The 18,117-nt window shown below is 73.0% G+C and carries 18 protein-coding genes; 10 read left to right on the top strand and 8 right to left on the bottom strand.

Features of this window, described 5'->3' with window-relative positions:
- Positions 1 to 13 precede the first annotated feature (13 nt).
- Genes ACSDG8_RS21595 through ACSDG8_RS21580 form a run of 4 tightly spaced genes read left to right on the top strand, consistent with a single transcriptional unit; the run spans position 14 to position 3,984 of the window.
- Complete coding sequence (locus ACSDG8_RS21595; protein ID WP_210896329.1) at positions 14 to 952, top strand: ABC transporter permease; 939 nt, start codon at positions 14 to 16, stop codon at positions 950 to 952.
- Positions 953 to 970: 18 nt separating this feature from the next.
- Complete coding sequence (locus ACSDG8_RS21590) at positions 971 to 1,927, top strand: ABC transporter permease (RefSeq protein WP_210896331.1); 957 nt, start codon at positions 971 to 973, stop codon at positions 1,925 to 1,927.
- 7 nt (positions 1,928 to 1,934) lie between these two features.
- Positions 1,935 to 2,972, top strand: a complete 1,038-nt coding sequence (locus tag ACSDG8_RS21585; RefSeq protein ID WP_210896333.1) for an ABC transporter ATP-binding protein — start codon at positions 1,935 to 1,937, stop codon at positions 2,970 to 2,972.
- Complete coding sequence (locus ACSDG8_RS21580) at positions 2,956 to 3,984, top strand: ABC transporter ATP-binding protein (protein ID WP_210896335.1); 1,029 nt, start codon at positions 2,956 to 2,958, stop codon at positions 3,982 to 3,984. Before ACSDG8_RS21585 ends, ACSDG8_RS21580 begins: the two co-directional genes overlap by 17 nt.
- A gap of 199 nt (positions 3,985 to 4,183) precedes the next feature.
- On the opposite strand, the gene ACSDG8_RS21575 is transcribed toward ACSDG8_RS21580, so the two are convergent.
- The 3 genes from ACSDG8_RS21575 to purN all read right to left on the bottom strand — a co-directional run bounded on the left by ACSDG8_RS21575 (position 4,184) and on the right by purN (position 6,945).
- Positions 4,184 to 4,600, bottom strand: coding sequence for a hypothetical protein (locus tag ACSDG8_RS21575; protein ID WP_210896337.1), 417 nt, complete (start codon positions 4,598 to 4,600; stop codon positions 4,184 to 4,186).
- Between the two features lie 153 nt (positions 4,601 to 4,753).
- A complete protein-coding gene (gene purH, locus ACSDG8_RS21570; RefSeq protein ID WP_210896339.1) occupies positions 4,754 to 6,328 on the bottom strand; it encodes a bifunctional phosphoribosylaminoimidazolecarboxamide formyltransferase/IMP cyclohydrolase in 1,575 nt (524 codons plus the stop codon).
- Positions 6,325 to 6,945, bottom strand: a complete 621-nt coding sequence (gene purN / locus ACSDG8_RS21565) for a phosphoribosylglycinamide formyltransferase (RefSeq protein ID WP_073828854.1) — start codon at positions 6,943 to 6,945, stop codon at positions 6,325 to 6,327. The genes purH and purN overlap by 4 nt, the downstream gene beginning before the upstream one ends.
- A gap of 181 nt (positions 6,946 to 7,126) precedes the next feature.
- Here purN and ACSDG8_RS21560 point away from each other — a divergent pair, with 181 nt between their 5' ends.
- Both ACSDG8_RS21560 and ACSDG8_RS21555 read left to right on the top strand, forming a co-directional pair.
- The gene (locus ACSDG8_RS21560; protein WP_210896341.1) at positions 7,127 to 7,423 is read left to right on the top strand and encodes a CD225/dispanin family protein; all 297 of its coding nucleotides are present in this window, start codon (positions 7,127 to 7,129) and stop codon (positions 7,421 to 7,423) included.
- A gap of 35 nt (positions 7,424 to 7,458) precedes the next feature.
- On the top strand, positions 7,459 to 8,004 hold the full coding sequence (locus ACSDG8_RS21555; RefSeq protein ID WP_210896343.1) for a DUF4190 domain-containing protein: 546 nt from the start codon (positions 7,459 to 7,461) through the stop codon (positions 8,002 to 8,004).
- 77 nt (positions 8,005 to 8,081) lie between these two features.
- On the opposite strand, the gene ACSDG8_RS21550 is transcribed toward ACSDG8_RS21555, so the two are convergent.
- Positions 8,082 to 9,407, bottom strand: a complete 1,326-nt coding sequence (locus ACSDG8_RS21550) for a cell division protein PerM (protein ID WP_210896345.1) — start codon at positions 9,405 to 9,407, stop codon at positions 8,082 to 8,084.
- Between the two features lie 158 nt (positions 9,408 to 9,565).
- Between ACSDG8_RS21550 and ACSDG8_RS21545 the strand changes: the two genes are divergently transcribed.
- Positions 9,566 to 9,835, top strand: a complete 270-nt coding sequence (locus ACSDG8_RS21545) for a DUF4190 domain-containing protein (RefSeq protein ID WP_210896347.1) — start codon at positions 9,566 to 9,568, stop codon at positions 9,833 to 9,835.
- 56 nt (positions 9,836 to 9,891) lie between these two features.
- On the opposite strand, the gene sucD is transcribed toward ACSDG8_RS21545, so the two are convergent.
- From sucD to ACSDG8_RS21530, 3 genes are all read right to left on the bottom strand, one after another.
- Positions 9,892 to 10,779: a succinate--CoA ligase subunit alpha gene (gene sucD / locus ACSDG8_RS21540; RefSeq protein WP_210896349.1), complete on the bottom strand. Its 888-nt coding sequence runs from the start codon at positions 10,777 to 10,779 to the stop codon at positions 9,892 to 9,894.
- A gap of 2 nt (positions 10,780 to 10,781) precedes the next feature.
- A complete protein-coding gene (sucC, locus tag ACSDG8_RS21535) occupies positions 10,782 to 11,960 on the bottom strand; it encodes an ADP-forming succinate--CoA ligase subunit beta (RefSeq protein ID WP_210896351.1) in 1,179 nt (392 codons plus the stop codon).
- A gap of 464 nt (positions 11,961 to 12,424) precedes the next feature.
- Positions 12,425 to 12,829 (bottom strand): cobalamin B12-binding domain-containing protein, encoded by a 405-nt coding sequence (locus tag ACSDG8_RS21530; RefSeq protein ID WP_210896353.1) that lies wholly within the window; start codon positions 12,827 to 12,829, stop codon positions 12,425 to 12,427.
- Between the two features lie 402 nt (positions 12,830 to 13,231).
- Here ACSDG8_RS21530 and ACSDG8_RS21525 point away from each other — a divergent pair, with 402 nt between their 5' ends.
- Positions 13,232 to 13,942, top strand: coding sequence for a M23 family metallopeptidase (locus tag ACSDG8_RS21525; RefSeq protein WP_030501513.1), 711 nt, complete (start codon positions 13,232 to 13,234; stop codon positions 13,940 to 13,942).
- 259 nt (positions 13,943 to 14,201) lie between these two features.
- Positions 14,202 to 14,957 (top strand): M23 family metallopeptidase, encoded by a 756-nt coding sequence (locus tag ACSDG8_RS21520; protein ID WP_210896357.1) that lies wholly within the window; start codon positions 14,202 to 14,204, stop codon positions 14,955 to 14,957.
- 60 nt (positions 14,958 to 15,017) lie between these two features.
- Here ACSDG8_RS21520 and pcrA read toward each other — a convergent pair whose 3' ends face one another.
- Positions 15,018 to 17,411, bottom strand: coding sequence for a DNA helicase PcrA (pcrA, locus tag ACSDG8_RS21515; protein WP_439427199.1), 2,394 nt, complete (start codon positions 17,409 to 17,411; stop codon positions 15,018 to 15,020).
- A gap of 288 nt (positions 17,412 to 17,699) precedes the next feature.
- Between pcrA and ACSDG8_RS21510 the strand changes: the two genes are divergently transcribed.
- Positions 17,700 to 18,053 (top strand): chorismate mutase, encoded by a 354-nt coding sequence (locus ACSDG8_RS21510; RefSeq protein WP_210896361.1) that lies wholly within the window; start codon positions 17,700 to 17,702, stop codon positions 18,051 to 18,053.
- Positions 18,054 to 18,117 lie beyond the last annotated feature (64 nt).

The following is an 18,117-nucleotide window of genomic DNA, read 5'->3' as shown; positions in this document are numbered from 1 at the left end:
CAGACTTGCCAGCATGCTCCGGTTCATCCTGCGGCGACTCCTGCAGATGGTCCTCGCCTTCTTCGGGACCACTCTGATCGTCTACGCGCTGATGTTCGCCGGGCAGGGCGACCCGATCCAGGCCCTCGCCGGGGAGCGGCCGGTCACCCCCGCGCAGCGGGCCTACCTGACCGAGAAGTACCACCTGGACGCGACAGGGGTCGGCGGCTTCTTCTACCGCTACTTCGACTACCTCGGCGGCCTGGTCCGCGGTGACCTCGGGCAGTCGCTGACCGGGCGGCAGATCAGCGACATCCTCGCCGCCGCCTGGCCGGTCACCCTCAAGCTGGCGGTGATCGCGATGGCGGTCACCGTGCTCTTCGGGGTCACCGCCGGCGTGCTCGCGGCCATCCGCCGCTCCGGCGTGTTCGACCACGCCACGCTCGTGCTCACGCTGCTGGTGCTCGGCATACCCACAATCGTGCTCGCGCCCCTGGCGCAGTACTTCCTCGGCGTACGGTGGCCGGTCTTCCCGCCCACCGCCGGAGCGCAACCCTCCTTCTACGCGCTGCTGCTACCCGGCATCGTGCTCGGCTCGCTGTCCCTGGCCACCGCGCTGCGGCTGACCCGTACCTCGGTGACCGAGAACCTGCGCGCCGACTACGTCCGCACCGCCCGCTCGAAGGGCCTGCGGCGACGCCGCATCGTCGGCGTGCACGTGCTGCGCAACTCGCTCATCCCGGTGATCACCTTCCTCGGCGTCGAGCTGGGCAACCTGATGGGCGGCGCAATCATCACCGAGGGCGTGTTCAACGTCCCCGGTGTCGGCTTCAACCTGTTCCGCGGCATCCGCACCGAGGACGGCCCGCTCGTGGTCGGCATCGTCAGCGTGCTCGTCGTGGTCTACCTGCTCTCCAACCTGGTGGTGGACGTGCTCTACGCCGTCCTCGACCCGAGGATCCGCTATGAGTGAGCGCAGCGAGGTGCGGCCGTGAGTGACTTCGAGACGGTGGCGGCGACGGAGAACCAGGCCGCGCGGCGCGGCGTCTCCGGCGAACCGGGCACACCCGGCCGGGCCGGGCGGCCGGACCGGGCCCGCAGCCTGGCCGGCGACGCCTGGCGGGACCTGCGCCGCAACCCGGTCTTCTGGATCAGCCTGCTCCTGGTGGTGCTCGTCGCCACGATGGCTGTCGCACCCGGGCTGTTCGCCGCGAACGACCCGCGCGACTGCGTGCTCTCCCGCCAGCACGCCGGGCCGTCCGGCGGGGCCATCTTCGGGTACGACTTCCAGGGCTGCGACACGTTCGCCCGCGCGGTCTACGGCGCCCGCGCCTCGCTGCTCGTGGGCGCTCTCTCCGCGCTGATCACCGGCGTGATCGCGCTCGTCGTCGGGATGCTCGCCGGCTACTTCGGCGGGTGGGTCGACGCGGTGCTCTCCCGGGTGATCGACATCGTGCTCGGCATTCCCCTGCTGCTGGCCGCCATCGTGCTGCTCAAGCGGGTCAGCACCAGCGGCGACACGGTACGGCTGTTCGCGGTGATCTTCGTGCTGGCGCTGCTCGGGTGGACCACGGCGGCCCGGGTGGTCCGCTCCTCGGTGATCACCGCCCGGGAGCAGGACTACGTGGCGGCGGCCCGGATGCTCGGGGCCGGCAACGGCCGGATCATGTGGCGGCACATCCTGCCGAACGCGCTCGCCCCGGCCATCGTGGTGCTCACCATCGCGCTCGGCTCGTTCATCGCGGCCGAGGCGACGCTGAGCTTCCTCGGCATCGGCCTGAAGGCGCCGACCATCTCCTGGGGCATCGACATCGACGCCGGGCGGGTGCACATGCGCGAGTCGGCGACGCCGCTGATCGTGCCGTCGGCCTTCCTCGCCCTGACCGTGCTCGCCTTCATCATGCTCGGCGACGCGATCCGCGACGCCTTCGACCCGAAGCTCCGGTGACCCTCTCATGACGCAGAACGCGGTCCGGCCCACGCCGGCCTCACCCACCCCGCCGGGCGGGCACCTGCTGGAGGTACGGGACCTGCACGTCGAGTTCCGCACCCGCGAGGGCGTCGCGCGGGTGATCAACGGGGTGTCGTACCACCTGGACGCCGGTGAGACGCTCGCCGTGCTCGGCGAGTCCGGCTCCGGCAAGTCCGTCACGGCGCAGGCGATCATGGGCATCCTGGACACCCCGCCCGCGTACGTGCGCGGCGGGCAGATCCTCTACCAGGGGCGGGACCTGCTCACCCGCACGGAGGAGGAACGCCGGCAGATCCGCGGCACGGAGATCGCGATGATCTTCCAGGACGCGCTGTCGGCGCTGAACCCGGTCTTCCCGGTCGGCTGGCAGATCGGCGAGTCGCTGCGCGAGCGGGCCGGAATGTCCCGGGCCGACGCGCGCCGGCGCACCGTCGAGCTGATGGACCTGGTCCGGATCCCGGCGGCGGCGAAGCGGCTCGGCGACTACCCGCACCAGTTCTCCGGCGGCATGCGCCAGCGGGTCATGATCGCCATGGCGCTGGCGCTCGACCCGAAGGTGCTGATCGCCGACGAACCGACAACCGCGCTGGACGTCACCGTGCAGGCGCAGATCATGGACCTCCTGGCCGACCTGCGCCGCGACCTCGGCACGGCGCTCATCCTGATCACCCACGACCTGGGTGTGGTCGCCGGCGTGGCGGACCGGATCGCGGTCATGTACGCGGGCCGCATCGTCGAGCACGCCGACGTGCACGCGCTGTACCGGGCGCCCGCCCACCCGTACACGAAGGGGTTGCTGGAGTCGATCCCGCGCCTGGACGTGCGCGGCCAGGCGCTGTCGAGCATCCGCGGCCTGCCGCCGAACCTGATGGCGATCCCGTCCGGCTGCCCGTTCCACCCCCGGTGCCCGTACGTCCAGCAGGTCTGTGTGGACGAGGTACCGCACGACCTGGTGCTCGGCGACGGGCGGACCAGCGCCTGCCACTTCGCGCAGGAGGTGCACGATGACAGCGCCGGCTGAGCCCGCCAAGGTGCGCGGCGAGACCATCCTCGCCGTCGACCACCTGGTCAAACACTTCCCGATCAGCCAGGGCGTGCTGTTCAAGAAGACCATCGGCCAGGTCAAGGCGGTCGACGGCGTCTCGTTCGAGCTGCGGCGCGGCGAGACGCTCGGCGTGGTCGGCGAGTCCGGCTGCGGCAAGTCCACGCTGGCCCGGCTGCTCATGCGGCTGGAGACCCCGACCGCCGGGCGGGTCACGCTGGAGGGGCGCGACCTGCTCGGGGCCAAGGGGGCGGACCTGCGCCGGCTGCGCCGCAACATGCAGATGGTGATGCAGGACCCGTACACCTCGCTGAACCCGCGCATGACGGTCGGCGACATCATCGGCGAGCCGTTCGAGATCCACCCGGAGGTCGCGCCGAAGCGCAGCCGGCGGCAGCGGGTGCAGGAGCTGCTGGACGTGGTAGGGCTCAACCCGGAACACGTCAACCGCTACCCGCACCAGTTCTCCGGCGGCCAGCGGCAGCGCATCGGCATCGCCCGGGCGCTCGCGCTGCGCCCCGAGATCATCGTCTGCGACGAGCCGGTGTCGGCCCTGGACGTCTCCATCCAGGCCCAGGTGATCAACCTGTTGGAGCAACTCCAGGACGAGTTCGGGCTGTCGTACGTCTTCATCGCCCACGACCTGTCCGTGGTGCGCCACATCTCCGACCGGGTCGCGGTGATGTACCTGGGCCGGATCGTCGAGATCGGCACCGAGGAGCAGATCTACGAGCGGGCCACCCACCCGTACACCCAGGCGCTGCTGTCGGCGGTGCCGGTGCCCGACCCGGAGGCCCGCGACCGGCAGACCATCATCCGGCTCAGCGGCGACGTGCCCAGCCCGGCCGAACCGCCGTCCGGCTGCCACTTCCGGACCCGCTGCTGGAAGGCCGAGGAGGTCTGCGCCGTCCAGGACCCGCAGACAGTGCCCCGGGCCGCCGACCCGCACCCCAGCGCCTGCCACTTCGCGGAGGTCCGCACCGCCGTGTGAGCGCGACGAAGGCCCCGTCCCCCGGAGGAAGAGGGGGCGGGGCCTCCGCTGCGGCGGGTGGGCGTGGACCCGGGAGATCGCGGCGGCGTTGAGGCGCGCCGCCGTACGTGATCGGTGTCCCGGAACCGCCGGGTCGACGCGGCGGTCCGGTGCGCTCGGGTGAGGTGTCCCGGCGTGCGGGTCCCGGGTCCGGCGTGGCTCAGGCGGCCGGCGGGGCGCGCGCGGCGAGCGGGCCGCGCGGCGGCAGCGGCGCCGCCGACGGCCGGGGCGCGGGCGCCACCGGCACGGGCACGGCCGGTCCGGCCACGCGCGGGAGCGCGGCCGGGACCACGTCGTCCGGCCCGTCGGCGTAGGCGAGGCCGCCGCGGTGGTCACCCGAGCGCCCGTCGGCAAGCTCCGACCAGGACCGTTCGGGGTACGCGGCACGCAGCGCCACCGGGCTCGTTCCGCTCGCCGGCGCGGCGGCGAGCGTTCCGGCGGGTGGCGCGGCGGCGAGCGCTTCGATGATCGGGGCGGCGGCCGGTGCGACGACGGCGGGCGCGGCAGCCGATCCCAGTCCGGCCAGGACGAAGGCCAGCGTGACGACGACGGCGGTCAACCGGTCGCGAACGCGCATGGCACACCTGCCGGTCTCACGGGCTGCGGAGACGGTCGATCGTCGCCGCGCACACGCTAGCAACCGGTTCCGGCGGCGGGCAACGGCACGACGCCCGGGGTGCGTCCGCCGTGTGGACGGCAGGCGCACCCGGACGGGTGGGGCCGGACTCGTTCAGTGGAAGAAGTGCCGCGTCCCGGTCAGGTACATGGTGACGCCGGCCGCCTTGCAGGCCGCGATGGTCTCCTCGTCCCGGATCGAGCCGCCCGGCTGCACGATGGCCCGCACCCCGGCGTCGATGAGGATCTGCGGGCCGTCGGCGAACGGGAAGAACGCGTCCGAGGCGCAGACCGAGCCGCGGACCCGCTCGTCACCGGCCCGGCTGACCGCCAGCCGCGCCGAGTCCACCCGGTTGACCTGACCCATGCCGACGCCGACGGTCGCGCCGTCGCGGGCCAGCAGGATCGCGTTGCTCTTCACCGCGCGTACCGCCCGCCAGGCGAACGCCAGGTCACGCAGCGTCGCTTCGTCGGCCGGGTCGCCGGTGGCGAGCGTCCAGCCGGACGGGTCGTCGCCGGGCGCGTCGACGGCGTCCCGCGACTGCACCAGCACGCCGCCGCTGACCTGCCGCCACTCCGCCGGGCGCACGGCGAACGCGGGGGCCCGCAGCAGGCGGAGGTTCTTCTTGGCCCGCAGCAGCTCCAGTGCGTCCTCGTCGAAGCCGGGCGCCACCAGCACCTCGGTGAAGATCTCCGCGACCTGGCCGGCCATCGCCGCGTCGACCGGCCGGTTCACCGCGATCACCCCGCCGAACGCGGAGACCGGGTCGCAGGCGTGCGCCTTGCGGTGCGCCTCGGCCACGTCCGCGCCCACAGCGATGCCGCACGGGTTGGCGTGCTTGATGATCGCCACCGCCGGCTGGTCCGGGAAGTCGTTGGCGGCCCGCCAGGCGGCGTCCGCATCGACGTAGTTGTTGTAGGACATCTCCTTGCCGTGCAGCTGCTCGGCCTGGGCCAGTCCGGCCGGCGCGTCCGGGTCGGTGTAGAGCGCCGCCGCCTGGTGCGGGTTCTCGCCGTACCGCAGCACGGCCTGGCGGCGCAGCGCCAGGCCGGCGAACTGCGGCCAGCCGTCCTCGGCCGGCGCCACGGTGGTGGCGAACCAGTCGGCCACCGCCACGTCGTAGTCGGCGATGTCGGCGAACGCCCGGGCGGCGAGCGCCCGGCGCTGGGCGATCGTGAAACCGCCGTCGGCGAGCGCGGCCACCACCGCCGGGTACGCGGCCGGGTCCGTCACCACCGCCACCGAGGCGTGGTTCTTCGCCGCGGCCCGCACCATCGCCGGACCGCCGATGTCGATCTGCTCCACGCACTCGTCGGCGTCGGCGCCGGAGGCGACGGTGGCCTGGAACGGGTAGAGGTTGGAGACCAGCAGGTCGATGCCGCCGATGCCGTGCTCGTCGAGCTGGGCGGCGTGCGCGTCCTTGCGCAGGTCGGCGAGGAGACCACCGTGGATCTTCGGGTGCAGCGTCTTGACCCGCCCGTCGAGGATCTCCGGAAAGCCGGTGACCTGCTCGACCGGCGTGACCGGCACCCCGGCGCCGGAGATCGTCGACGCGGTGCTCCCGGTCGACACGATCTCCACGCCGGCCTCGTGCAGGGCGCGGGCCAGCTCGGCCAGGCCGGTCTTGTCGTAGACGCTGACCAGCGCGCGCCGGATCGGGCGGCGGCCGGCGTCCTCAGTGGCGTTCACGGGATGGTGACCTTTCTTCCGGTGATCGTCCAACCTTCACGGACCAGCCGGCCGACCTGCTCGACGAGCTGGCGCCGCTCGGCGGACTTGATGCGCTCGGTGAGCGTGTCCTCGTCGTCGCCGTCGAGCACCGGCACGGCGACCTGGGCCACGATCGGCCCGGTGTCCATCCCGGCGTCGACGAAGAACAGCGTGGCCCCGGTGACCTTCACGCCGTACGCCAGCGCGTCGCGGGGGCCGTGGATGCCGGGGAACGCCGGCAGCAGCGTGTTGTGCGTGTTGAGGTAGCGGTCGCCGAACGCGGCCAGGAACTCCGGCCCGACCAGCTTGAGGAACCCGGCGCTGATGACCAGGTCCGGCCGGTGCTCGGCGACCCGCGCGGTGAGCGCCTTGTCCCAGTCGGCACGGGTGGGGTGGTCCTTGAGTCGCTCGACGAAGGACGGCACGCCCGCGGCGGCGGCCCGGTCCAGGCCGGCGATCCCGTCCCGGTCGGCGCCGACGGCGACGACCCGGGCGCCGTAGCCGGGGTCGGCGGTGGCGTCCAGCAGCGCCTGGAGGTTGCTGCCGGAACCGGAGACGAGGACGACGAGGCGGGCGACGGACGCGGGCTCGGTCACGCGGCAACCCTATCGGGCAGGTCAGGCGCTCCGGCCACGGGGCGGCGGGCACGTCGCGTCACCTCGCGCATGGCGCGCTCGCGGTACGCTGCGCCTCGCCCGGTGTCCGGTCCTCTGCCCGGCCCGCACCCCCACGAAGAAAACGGCACGCCGCGTGCCGCCGGACCGAGGAGTACGTCTCATGCAGCCCGGATACCCCCCGCAGCAGCCGCAGCAGATCGACAACAACATGACGATGTCCATCGTCGCGATCTTTCTGTTCTGGCCGCTCGCGATCCCGGCCATCATCAACGCGTCGAAGGTCAACCCGCTGATCCAGCAGGGCGACTACGCCGGCGCCCAGGCCGCCGCCGCCGAGTCCAAGAAGTGGTCCAAGTGGGCCCTCATCGCCGGCCTGGCCTGGCTCGGCATCATCGTGGTGCTGTGTTGCCTCTTCGGCGGCCTGGCTGGTCTCGCCGGCAGCACCGGCAGCAACTGACGCACAACCGAACCGAACCTGAGGAGCACCCAGACATGCAGCCCGGTTACCCCGGCCAGGACCCGTACGGCCAGCAGCCGAACCAGGACCCGACCGCTCAGCCGAACGACCCGTACGCCCAGCCGCCGCAGGCCCCGCAGTACGGCCAGCAGCCGCAGTACGGCCAGCAGCCGACCTCGGGCCAGCCGTACGGCCAGCCCACCTCGGGTCAGCCCGCCTACGGCCAGGACCCGTACGCCCAGCAGCAGCAGCCGTACGGCGCGGCGCCGCAGTACCCGGCCGCCGGCTACCCGGCCGGCCCGGCGCAGGGTCAGGGCCAGAACAACACCATGGGCCTGGCCGGCATGATCGTCGGCATCGCCTCGATCGTGCTCGGCCTGTGCTGCCCGCTGCTGGGTGTCCCGGCCGGCATCGTGGCGGTCGTCCTCGGCGTGCTCGGCCAGAAGAAGGTCCAGGCGGGCGAGGCCAGCAACCCCGGCCAGGCGCGGGCCGCCCTGATCTGCGGCGCCGTCGGCGTGGTCGTCGGCATCATCAGCGCCATCGCCGGCGCTGCGATCAACATGAACAACTTCGGCGCCTGACCGTCGTTCGAACGAGGGGCGTCCGGCGACCGCCGGGCGCCCCTCGCGCGTCTCTCCCCCGCGCAGCGCCGGACGGGTCAGCGGGGCGCCGGGGTGGCGCGAGGCGGGGGCGTCGGACGCGCCGGGCGGGTCAGGGTGCGGGTGGCGGCCGCGCCGAGCACCGCGCCCACCGCGATCACCAGGGTGGCCACCAGCGCCACCGGCCAGGGCGACGGGCCGACCTCGGCCAGCCGCCCACCGCCGAGTGAGCCGCCGGAGGCCGCCGCGACCAGCCCCAGCAGCGCGCCGGCCACCGGGCCGGCGAGCGCGGCCGGCCCGAGCAGCGCCGGCCAGCCCACCTCGGCCCGTTCCTCGGCGGCCGCCCGGATCAGCCGCCGGGCCAGGAGCCAGCCGGCCGCCATCGCGGCCAGGACCGGCACCGCGAGCAGCGCGGCGCCGAGCCCGTCCATCGGGCCACGCGGCAGGCCGGCCAGCAGCGGTACGGCCGGCAGCGCGCCGACCGACACCTCACTCGTACGGACGGCGGTGTCGGTGCCGACGGCGAACCCGGGACCGAGCAGGTAGCTGGCCGACCAGGCGATGGCGTTCGGCGCGTACGCGAGGCTGACCAGGGTGATGCCGGCCTGACCGGCCACCCCGGTCTGGTAGGCGCCGATCATGTCGGCCGCGTCGCCGCCGCCGGTGGCCACCGCCAGTCCGGCCGCGCCCGCTCCCGCGCCGAGCAGCAGCAGCGCCGCGACCAGCCCGGTACGCAGGCCGTCGCGCAGCGGCGGTGGGCAGCGGTCGGCCAGCAGCGCCCAGACGCCCGTGGTGCGCAGCGCCCCGACCAGGGCGGCCGGTACGCCGAACGCGGCGAACATGAGCGCTGCGGTCACCGGGGAGACCCGCAGGCCGCCCGCGTCGACGGCGAACGCGGCGAGCGCGCCGATCAGCGCGTACCCGATCCCGACGGCGACCGCGACGGTGAGCGCCTGGCGCGGCGAGCCGGTCCCGCGCGCGCCGACGGCCCGGCTGACGTGCACCCCGGCGCGGGTGAGCCGCCAGACGGCGAGCGCGCTCAGCGCGAGCGGGATCAGGCCCAGCGGCCCGGCGGTGGTCTGCAGTGGCACGCCGTGCCCGAGCAGCCAGCCGGCCAGGCCGGCGCGCAGCGCGCCGCCGAGTGAGCCGGCGTCCTCGCTGAGCTGGGCCAGGCCCAGCACGACGGAGACCGGCAGCCACGAGGTCAGCGCCGCCCAGAGCGCCGCCACGCCGGCCGCGACGGGCAGTGGCGCCCGGCTGCGCGGCTCCTCGCCCGAGCGCGGCGCGGGCACCCGTGCGGCCGGACGGGCGCGGCCGGGTGGCCGGTCCCCGGCGCGGGGACCGGTGGCCGGGCGGCGTGGCTGGTCAGGGGTGACACGTGACATCGCGTCTACTCTGGCACGCCGCGGGAAGGACGGCAGTCCGATACCGGGTCGGCAGCGTGGCGAGTTCGCCGAACCCCCCGCTCAGCGGTGGTGATCCGGTCTAGCCTCGGCCTCAGACGCGACCTTTCCGTCGCGGCGCCTACCGCTCGGAGGAAGCCGTGCACGCTCCGTATCCGCCACCACCGCCGCCGCCCGCCGTCGGCCGGGACCGGACCACGCTCTGGGGCGTCCTCGGCATCGTCTTCGGCCTGTTCTGCTGCGGCGTCCTGGGCATCGTCTTCGGCGCGCTGTCGATCCGCGACGCGCGGCGCAACGGCCGGTCGCAGCTGCTCGGCTGGCTGGGCATCGCGTTCGGCGTGATCAACATAGTCGCCAGCGCCATCGTGCGGGCCCGGGGCAACTCGTACTACCCGTACTGGTACCGCTGAACGCGAGGGGGCCGACCGGTTACCCGGTCGACCCCCTCGGCGCGTCGTACGGCCGCTCAGCGGCCGGACATGAGCTCCCGCATCAGGTTGGCGGTCTCGGTCGGGGTCTTGCCGACCTTGACGCCCACCGCCTCCAGCGCTGCCTTCTTGGCGTCGGCGGTGCCCGCCGAGCCCGAGATGATCGCGCCGGCGTGACCCATGGTCTTGCCGGGCGGGGCGGTGAAGCCGGCGATGTAGCCGACCACCGGCTTGGTGACGTTGGCCTTGATGAACTCGGCCGCCCGCTCCTCGGCGTCGCCGCCGATCTCACCGATCATGACGATCGCGTCGGTCTCCGGGTCCGCCTCGAAGGCGGCCAGGGCGTCGATGTGGGTGGTGCCGATGATCGGGTCACCGCCGATGCCGACGCAGGTGGAGAAGCCGATGTCGCGCAGCTCGTACATCATCTGGTAGGTCAGCGTGCCGCTCTTGCTGACCAGGCCGATGCGGCCGGAGCCGGTGATGTCGGCCGGGATGATGCCGGCGTTGGACGCGCCCGGCGAGGCGATGCCCGGGCAGTTCGGGCCGATGATGCGGGTGCGCTCGCCCTTGGACTTGTTGTACGCCCAGAACGCGGCGGTGTCGTGCACCGGCACGCCCTCGGTGATGACCACGGCCAGGTCGATGCCGGCGTCGATCGCCTCGACCACCGCGGCCTTGGTGAACTGCGGCGGCACGAAGATGACTGTGACGTCCGCGCCGGTCTCCTTCATCGCGTCCGCGACGGAGGCGAACACGGGCAGCTCGGTGCCGTCGAAGTCGACAGTGGTGCCGGCCTTGCGCGGGTTCACGCCGCCGACCACGTTGGTGCCGGCGGCGAGCATCCGCCGGGTGTGCTTGGAACCCTCGGAACCGGTCATCCCCTGCACGATGACCTTGGAGTCCTTGGTCAGCCAGATAGCCATTGTCAGACCCCCGCAGCTGCCAGCTCGGCGGCCCGCTCGGCCGCGCCGTCCATGGTGTCGACCCGCTGGATCAGCGGGTTGGCCGCGCCGTCGAGGATCGCCCGACCGGCCTCGGCGTTGTTGCCGTCGAGGCGGACGACGAGCGGCTTGGTGGCCTTCTCGCCGCGCTGCTCCAGCAGCGCCAGCGCCTGCACGATGCCGTTGGCGACCGCGTCGCAGGCGGTGATGCCGCCGAAGACGTTGACGAAGACGCTCTTGACCGACGGGTCGGACAGGACGATCTCCAGGCCGTTCGCCATCACCTCGGCGCTCGCGCCGCCGCCGATGTCGAGGAAGTTGGCCGGCTTGACGCCGCCGTGCCGCTCGCCCGCGTACGCGACCACGTCGAGCGTGGACATGACCAGGCCCGCGCCGTTGCCGATGATGCCGACCTCGCCGTCGAGCTTGACGTAGTTGAGGTCCTTGGCCTTGGCGGCCTGCTCCAGCGGGTCCACCGACGCCTGGTCGACCAGGGCCTCGTGGTCCGGGTGCCGGAACGCGGCGTTCTCGTCCAGGGTGACCTTGGCGTCCAGGAGCAGCAGCTTGCCGTCCTTGGTGGTGGCCAGCGGGTTCACCTCGACGAGCGTGGCGTCCTCGGCGACGAACGCCTGCCACAGCTTCACCGCGACGTCGACGACCTGGTCGGCGATCTCGGCCGGGAAGCCGGCCGCGGTGACGATCTCCCGGGCCTTCGCCTCGTCGACGCCGGTGTTGGCGTCGATCGGGGCCTTGACGACCCGATCCGGGGTCTCGGCCGCCACCTGCTCGATGTCCATACCGCCGGCCACGCTGGCGATGCAGAGGAAGGTGCGGTTCGCCCGGTCGAGCAGGTAAGAGAAGTAGTACTCCTCGGCCACGTCCGCGGTCACGGTGATCATGACCTTGTGGACGGTGTGACCCTTGATGTCCATGCCGAGGATGTCGGTGGCCCGGGCCACCGTCTCCTCCGCGCCCTCGGCCAGCTTCACGCCGCCGGCCTTGCCGCGGCCACCGACCTTCACCTGCGCCTTGACGACCACCCGGCCGCCGAGGCGTTCGGCGATCGCGCGGGCCTCCTCCGGGGTAGTGGCGACGCCGCCGGCGAGCACGGGCAAGCCGTGCCGCTCGAACAGGTCCCGCCCCTGGTACTCGTACAGGTCCACGTTTGCGCGTCCCGTCCCGTCTCCGCGGCGCGCCGTCGCGCCGCCACCAGCGTTGGAAAATCAGTTTGACGCCTGTCATCAGAAGAGACAGGCCATTTGCCGCAGCCTAACGAGATGGGAACCGGCGGCAACCGAGCGGGTGCGGGGTGTGCGGTAATGCACAGCCGTCCCGGGCCGGCACCGGTTCCGGCCGGGACTGTCGTCGCCGGGAGGCTCTCCGGGCGGCCGGGCACGCGGCGAGGGCCGCCGGCGTCAGCCGTCCGGGGGATGTGCCGGACCGGGCGTAACCGCCGGTCGAGGGCGTCGTTGAGTGTGATGTCGGAGCGCTGGTCAAGCGCGACGACGGGAGCGGCCGATGCCCTGTCGGTCGAGGGGTGGCGGCGGGGCATCGTGCATAGAGGGGCCGGGCGTGTGAGGGGTGCGTCCGGCCCCTCCCCCGTGCCCGGAGCCGCAAATGCGGCGGCTCAGCCGACCGGCTGCGCGACGTTCTCCCGCACCCATTCGACGATCGACCCGGTGGTGGCGCCGGGGGTGAAGATCTTCGCGACGCCGAGCCGCTCCAGCTCCGGCAGATCGGCGTCGGGGATGATGCCGCCGCCGAACACCACGATGTCGGTGGCCTCGCGCTCGGCGAGCAGTTCGAGGACGCGCTTGAACAGCGTCATGTGCGCGCCGGAGAGCACCGAGAGGCCGACCGCGTCCGCGTCCTCCTGGATGGCCGTCTCCACGATCTGCTCGGGCGTCTGGTGCAGGCCGGTGTAGATGACCTCCATGCCCGCGTCACGCAGGGCACGCGCGACGACCTTCGCGCCCCGGTCGTGGCCGTCCAGGCCGGGCTTCGCGACGACGACCCGGATACGAGAGCTCATCTGCGCACACCTTTCACCAGGACTCTGACCTGAACGAACGGTAACCCGGCGCAGCGGGAGGCGGAAAGCGGGGCCCGAACCGTCCCACGCACGGGCCACTCCCCTACCGCTCAGCCGCGTACGCGGAAAGCCGGACACCTCCGCCGATCGGTCACTGTCCGCGACGAATGGACAGTCGGAGGCCCATCCGACCGGCGGCACGAGATATGACAACCCAGGATGGAAACGGACATAAAGAATCGCCAGTTCGGCGCTTCGGCTTGTGACAGGAGTGGCAGTTGGCTAACGTGTCCACGGTTGTCATCAGGTCCACGGACGGGTGACGACGCGACACCGGAGGTTCCACCGAGCTTCACCGAACGGTCCGGAGTCGCATCGGATCCCCGACAACGGAGGGTGTGCGTGCGCCAGCGCCTGTCGTCTGAGCCCGATCGCTATCGCGGCCGCCGTCGCGTACCCACCCCCCCGCGGAGCCGCTACGCGGCGGTGGTCACCACCGCGTTCGTCGGCGCCGGCATCGTCGCCATCGGCGCGAACGCCCTGCCCGACGCCAAGAGCGTCAACCCGTCGGTCCTCGACGAGCTCCGGCAGGCCTCGGTCGCCAGCCAGGACGCCGCGGCCCGTGCCGACAGCGCCGACCGCGCGTCCCGGTCCGACCGCACCGACAGCAAGATCACCGAGCAGGACCCGTGGCTCCTGCCACTGCACGGCTACGACTTCAAGTCCCCCTACGGCGTGCGCTGGGGCAAGCTGCACACCGGCATCGACCTGGTCGCGCCGGAGGGCACGCCGTACAAGGCGGTCCACGCCGGGACGGTCACCAAGGCCGGCTGGTTCGGCGGCTACGGCTACGCGGTGATCGTGAAGCACTCCGACGGCACCGAGGCCATCTACGGCCACTCCTCCGCCGTGTCGGTCAAGGAGGGCCAGGAGGTGAAGGCCGGCGACCAGCTCGGCCTGGTCGGCAACACCGGCCACTCCTACGGCTCCCACCTGCACCTGGAGATCCATGTCAAGGGCCAGCCGCAGGACCCGGTGGCGTTCCTCAAGGAGCGCGGAGTGGACATCCAGCTCGAAATCGAAGCGATTTACGGCGACGTAGCCGCCTCCTGACGCTCAGTACGCCCCGTCACCGCCCGGATCACACGATCCGGGCGGTTTCGTTTGGCCGAAGTCTGCCACGTCACACCCGCCGGAGTGAGCGGGACCACAAGCGTCGGTGATCGTCTTCGCCGCGGAACCGCCCATCCGGTCCGGAACCGGGCACGAGGCGACGGCCCGCGGCCCTTGCTCCGGCCACCCGATACCCGCCACCACCTGCGCCGACACCAGTATTTCGTGGTCACGTGCCCCTCGACTGGTGAAGGATCCCGTGCAGCACAACAGCCCCACCCCGGACAACGCTCCCGCCCGGCACCGGCGCCCGCGCCGCGCCCGGCGCACCGCATACGTGGTCACCGGCGCGGTGGCCCTGCTCGGCCTCGGCATCGGCGGCGTGGTCACCGTCGCCGACCGCTCCACGCCGACGCCCGCCGCCGTCGACGTACAGGCCCGCCTCGACGACGCGGCCCGCGCCGACCGCTCGGCCCGCGAGCCGCTCACCCCGTCCGCCGTCCCGGCCAGCCCGTCGCCGAGCCCGAGCGCGACCACCCCGGCGCCGAAGAAGACGGCGACCGCGAAACCCAAGCCGAAGAAGACAGTGGCGAAGAAGCCGGTGGCGAAGAAGCCGGCCTGGGTCATCCCGATGAAGGGCGCCGGCATCACGTCCTGCTACGGGCCCCGCTGGGGCACCCAGCACGCCGGCATCGACTTCGCCATGCCGGCCGGCACCCCGATCCACGCCGCCGCGGCGGGCACCGTGGTCAAGGCCGGCGACGTGGGCGACGGTTACGGCATCTCGGTCTTCATCGACCACCACAACGGCTACCTGACCCACTACGCCCACCAGAGCCGGCTCGCCGTCGCCGTGGGCGACAAGGTGAAGGCCGGTCAGGTCATCGGCTACGAGGGCTCCACCGGCGACTCCACCGGCCCGCACCTGCACTTCGAGGTGCACCAGGGCGCCATGTGGAACCAGATCGACCCGGCGCCGTTCCTGCGCGCGCGGGGCATCTCCGTGGCCTGCTGAGCGCGCCACGACAGGGGCAGGGCCCGGTCCGGCCACGAGCCGGACCGGGCCCGCTCACGCTCAGAGTTTGTCGATGGGCGCGTGCCGCAGCACCAGCCACATGGTCTGGTCGCCGAAGTCGATCTGCGCCCGGGCGCCCGGCCCGGCCCCCTCCACCGCCAGCACCCGGCCCAGGCCGTACCGCTGGTGATTGACCCGGTCCCCGGCCGAGACCTTCGGGGCCTGCTTCAGCTCGCTCGCCGTGGACAGGCGGCTGGCGTCCACGCCCAGCCGCTTCGCCAGCTCGGTCGCCTTGGGCGTGCCGCCGGCGAAGCCGCCGCGGCCCAGGCGGTCCGCCCGGCCGCCGACGCCACCGCCCCCGCCACCCCACGAGGTGTACGACCCCTCGGTGCGCTCCCAGCGGACCAGCTCCGGCGGCAGCTCCTCCAGGAACCGCGACGGCGGGTTGTACGCGGGCGCGCCCCACGCCGACCGGGTGACCGCGCGGGACAGGTAGAGGCGCTGGCGGGCCCGGGTGATGCCGACGTACGCCAGCCGCCGCTCCTCCTCCAGCTCGCGGGTGTCGCCGAGCGACCGCAGGTGCGGGAAGACGCCGTCCTCCAGGCCGGTCAGGAACACCACCGGGAACTCCAGGCCCTTGGCCGTGTGCAGCGTCATCAGGGTGACCACGCCCTGGTGGTCCGGGTCGTCGGACGGGATCTGGTCGGCGTCGGCGACGAGCGCCACCTGCTCCAGGAACCCGGCCAGGGTGGCCCGCTCGTCATCGGCGCCCAGCGCCTCGATCCGCTCGGTGTACTCCCGGGCGACGCTCACCAGCTCCTGGAGGTTGTCCACCCGGCCGGCGTCCTGCGGGTCGAGGCTCTCCTCCAGCTCGGCCAGGTAGCCCGAGCGGGTCAGCACCGCCTCCAGCACCTCCTCCGGCGTGCCGGTGTCGGCCAGCTCCCGCGCCGCGTCGAGCAGCGCGACGAACTCGGCGATGCCGTTCGCCGCGCGGGTGGAGATGCCGGGCGCGTCCTTGGCCTGGCGCAGCGCGGCGCCGAAGGAGATGCGGTCCCGCGCGGCCAGCGCCTCCACGCACGCCTCGGCCCGCTCGCCGATGCCCCGGCGCGGCGTGTTGAGGACCCGCCGCAGGCTGACCGTGTCGTCGTCGTTCACCACCGCGCGCAGGTACGCGAGCGCGTCGCGGACCTCCTTGCGCTCGTAGAAGCGCACCCCGCCGACCACCTTGTAGGGCAGGCCGACCCGGATGAACACCTCCTCGAACACGCGGGACATGGCGTTGGTGCGGTAGAAGACGGCCACGTCGCCCGGGCGGGTGTCGCCGTCGTCGACCAGCCGGTCGATCTCCCGGGCCACCCAGTCCGCCTCGGCGTGCTCGGTGTCGGCGACGTACCCGACGATCTGCTCGCCGGACCCGGCGTCGCTCCACAGCCGCTTCGGCTTGCGGGAGGTGTTGCGGTCGATGACCGCGTTCGCCGCGTTGAGGATCGTCTGGGTCGAGCGGTAGTTCTGCTCCAGCAGGATGGTGCGGGCGTCGGTGAAGTCCCGCTCGAACTCCAGGATGTTGCGGATCGTCGCGCCGCGGAACGCGTAGATCGACTGGTCGGCGTCGCCGACCACGCAGAGCTCGGCCGGCGGGATCCCCTCGGTCCCGGAGACCAGCTCCTTGATCAGCACGTACTGGGCGTGGTTGGTGTCCTGGTATTCGTCGACGAGGACGTGCCGGAACCGCCGCCGGTAGCTCTCCGCCACGTGCGGGTGCGACTGGAGCAGGTGCACCGTGGTCATGATCAGGTCGTCGAAGTCCAGCGCGTGGGCCTCGCGCAGTCGCCGCTGGTAGAGCGTGTACGCCTCGGCGAGCGCCCGCTCGTTCGGCCCCTTGGCCCGGCCGGCGAACTCCTCCGGGTCGACCAGCTCGTTCTTCAGGTTCGACACCTGGGCGGCCAGGCCCCGGGCCGGGTAGCGCTTCGGGTCAAGGTCCAGCTCGCGGGCAACCATCTGCATCAGCCGGCGCGAGTCGTCCGCGTCGTAGATCGAGAACGTCGACTTCAGGCCGGCGTGCTCGTGCTCGGCCCGCAGGATGCGTACGCACGCCGAGTGGAACGTCGACACCCACATCATCCGGGCGCGCGGGCCGACCAGCGCGGCCACCCGCTCCTTCATCTCGCCGGCGGCCTTGTTGGTGAAGGTGATCGCGATGATCTCGCCGGGGTGCACGTCCCGGGCGGCGAGCAGGTAGGCGATCCGGTTGGTCAGCACCCGGGTCTTGCCGGAGCCGGCGCCGGCCACGATGAGCAGCGGGGAGCCGGCGTGGGTCACCGCGTCCCGCTGGGGGCCGTTCAGGCCGTCGAGGAGGGCCTGCGGGTCCGACCCGGCGGCCCCGGGGCGGCGCGGCGGGGTCGGCCGGGACTCCGGCGCGGGTGGGGACGCGGGGATGTCGAAGAGAGGATGCATCGCAGCCCGAGTCTATGCCGCCGGCCGGACACTTCCCCGCCCGCGCCGCCGGTCGGCGCGCGGCGGCACGTCTCACCTGTTGGTGCGTCTTCTTGCGCGCCCGCCCGGATGGTCGGCATACTCGACGACGTGTTCGATCAGCGCTTCTACTTTTACTACGGCACCGGGAGTCCGGCAGCCGTGGGTCGCGCCTGATCACAGACCTACGAAACGCCCCGGGCTCCCCGAGCCCGGGGCGTTTCCGTCCCGGGATCCGGGTACCGGGCCCGAGCCCCGAGAGGGACGACGATGATGACTGACGTGGTGGAGAGCAGCGGCAGCCTGGCGCGCGACGGCCGGCCGGCCGGCGCCGACCCGACCGGCGCCGCGGCGGCCCGCACCGGCACCGACGACGCGGCGGCGGCCGAGCGGATCGGCGAGATCCGGCGGCGGATCGACGAGATCGACAGCACCCTCATCGCGCTCTGGCAGGAGCGGGCCGCGCTCTCCCAGGAGGTCGGCGCGACCCGGATGGCCTCCGGCGGGACCCGGCTCGTGCTCTCCCGCGAGCGGGAGATCCTGGAGCGTTTCCGGGCCGAGCTCGGCGCCGACGGCACCCAGCTCGCGCTCCTGCTGCTGCGCGCCGGCCGCGGCCCGCTGTGACGCCGTGACGCCCCCGGATACGACGAACCGCCTGCCGGCGTCGCGTTGACGCCGACAGGCGGTC

It is taken from the genome of Micromonospora sp. LA-10, assembly GCF_051853095.1.
Taxonomy (GTDB): Bacteria; Actinomycetota; Actinomycetes; order Mycobacteriales; family Micromonosporaceae; genus Micromonospora; species Micromonospora echinospora_A.
The sequence above is the reverse complement of the archived record's forward strand: the minus strand, read 5'-3'. Positions and strand labels throughout refer to the sequence as shown.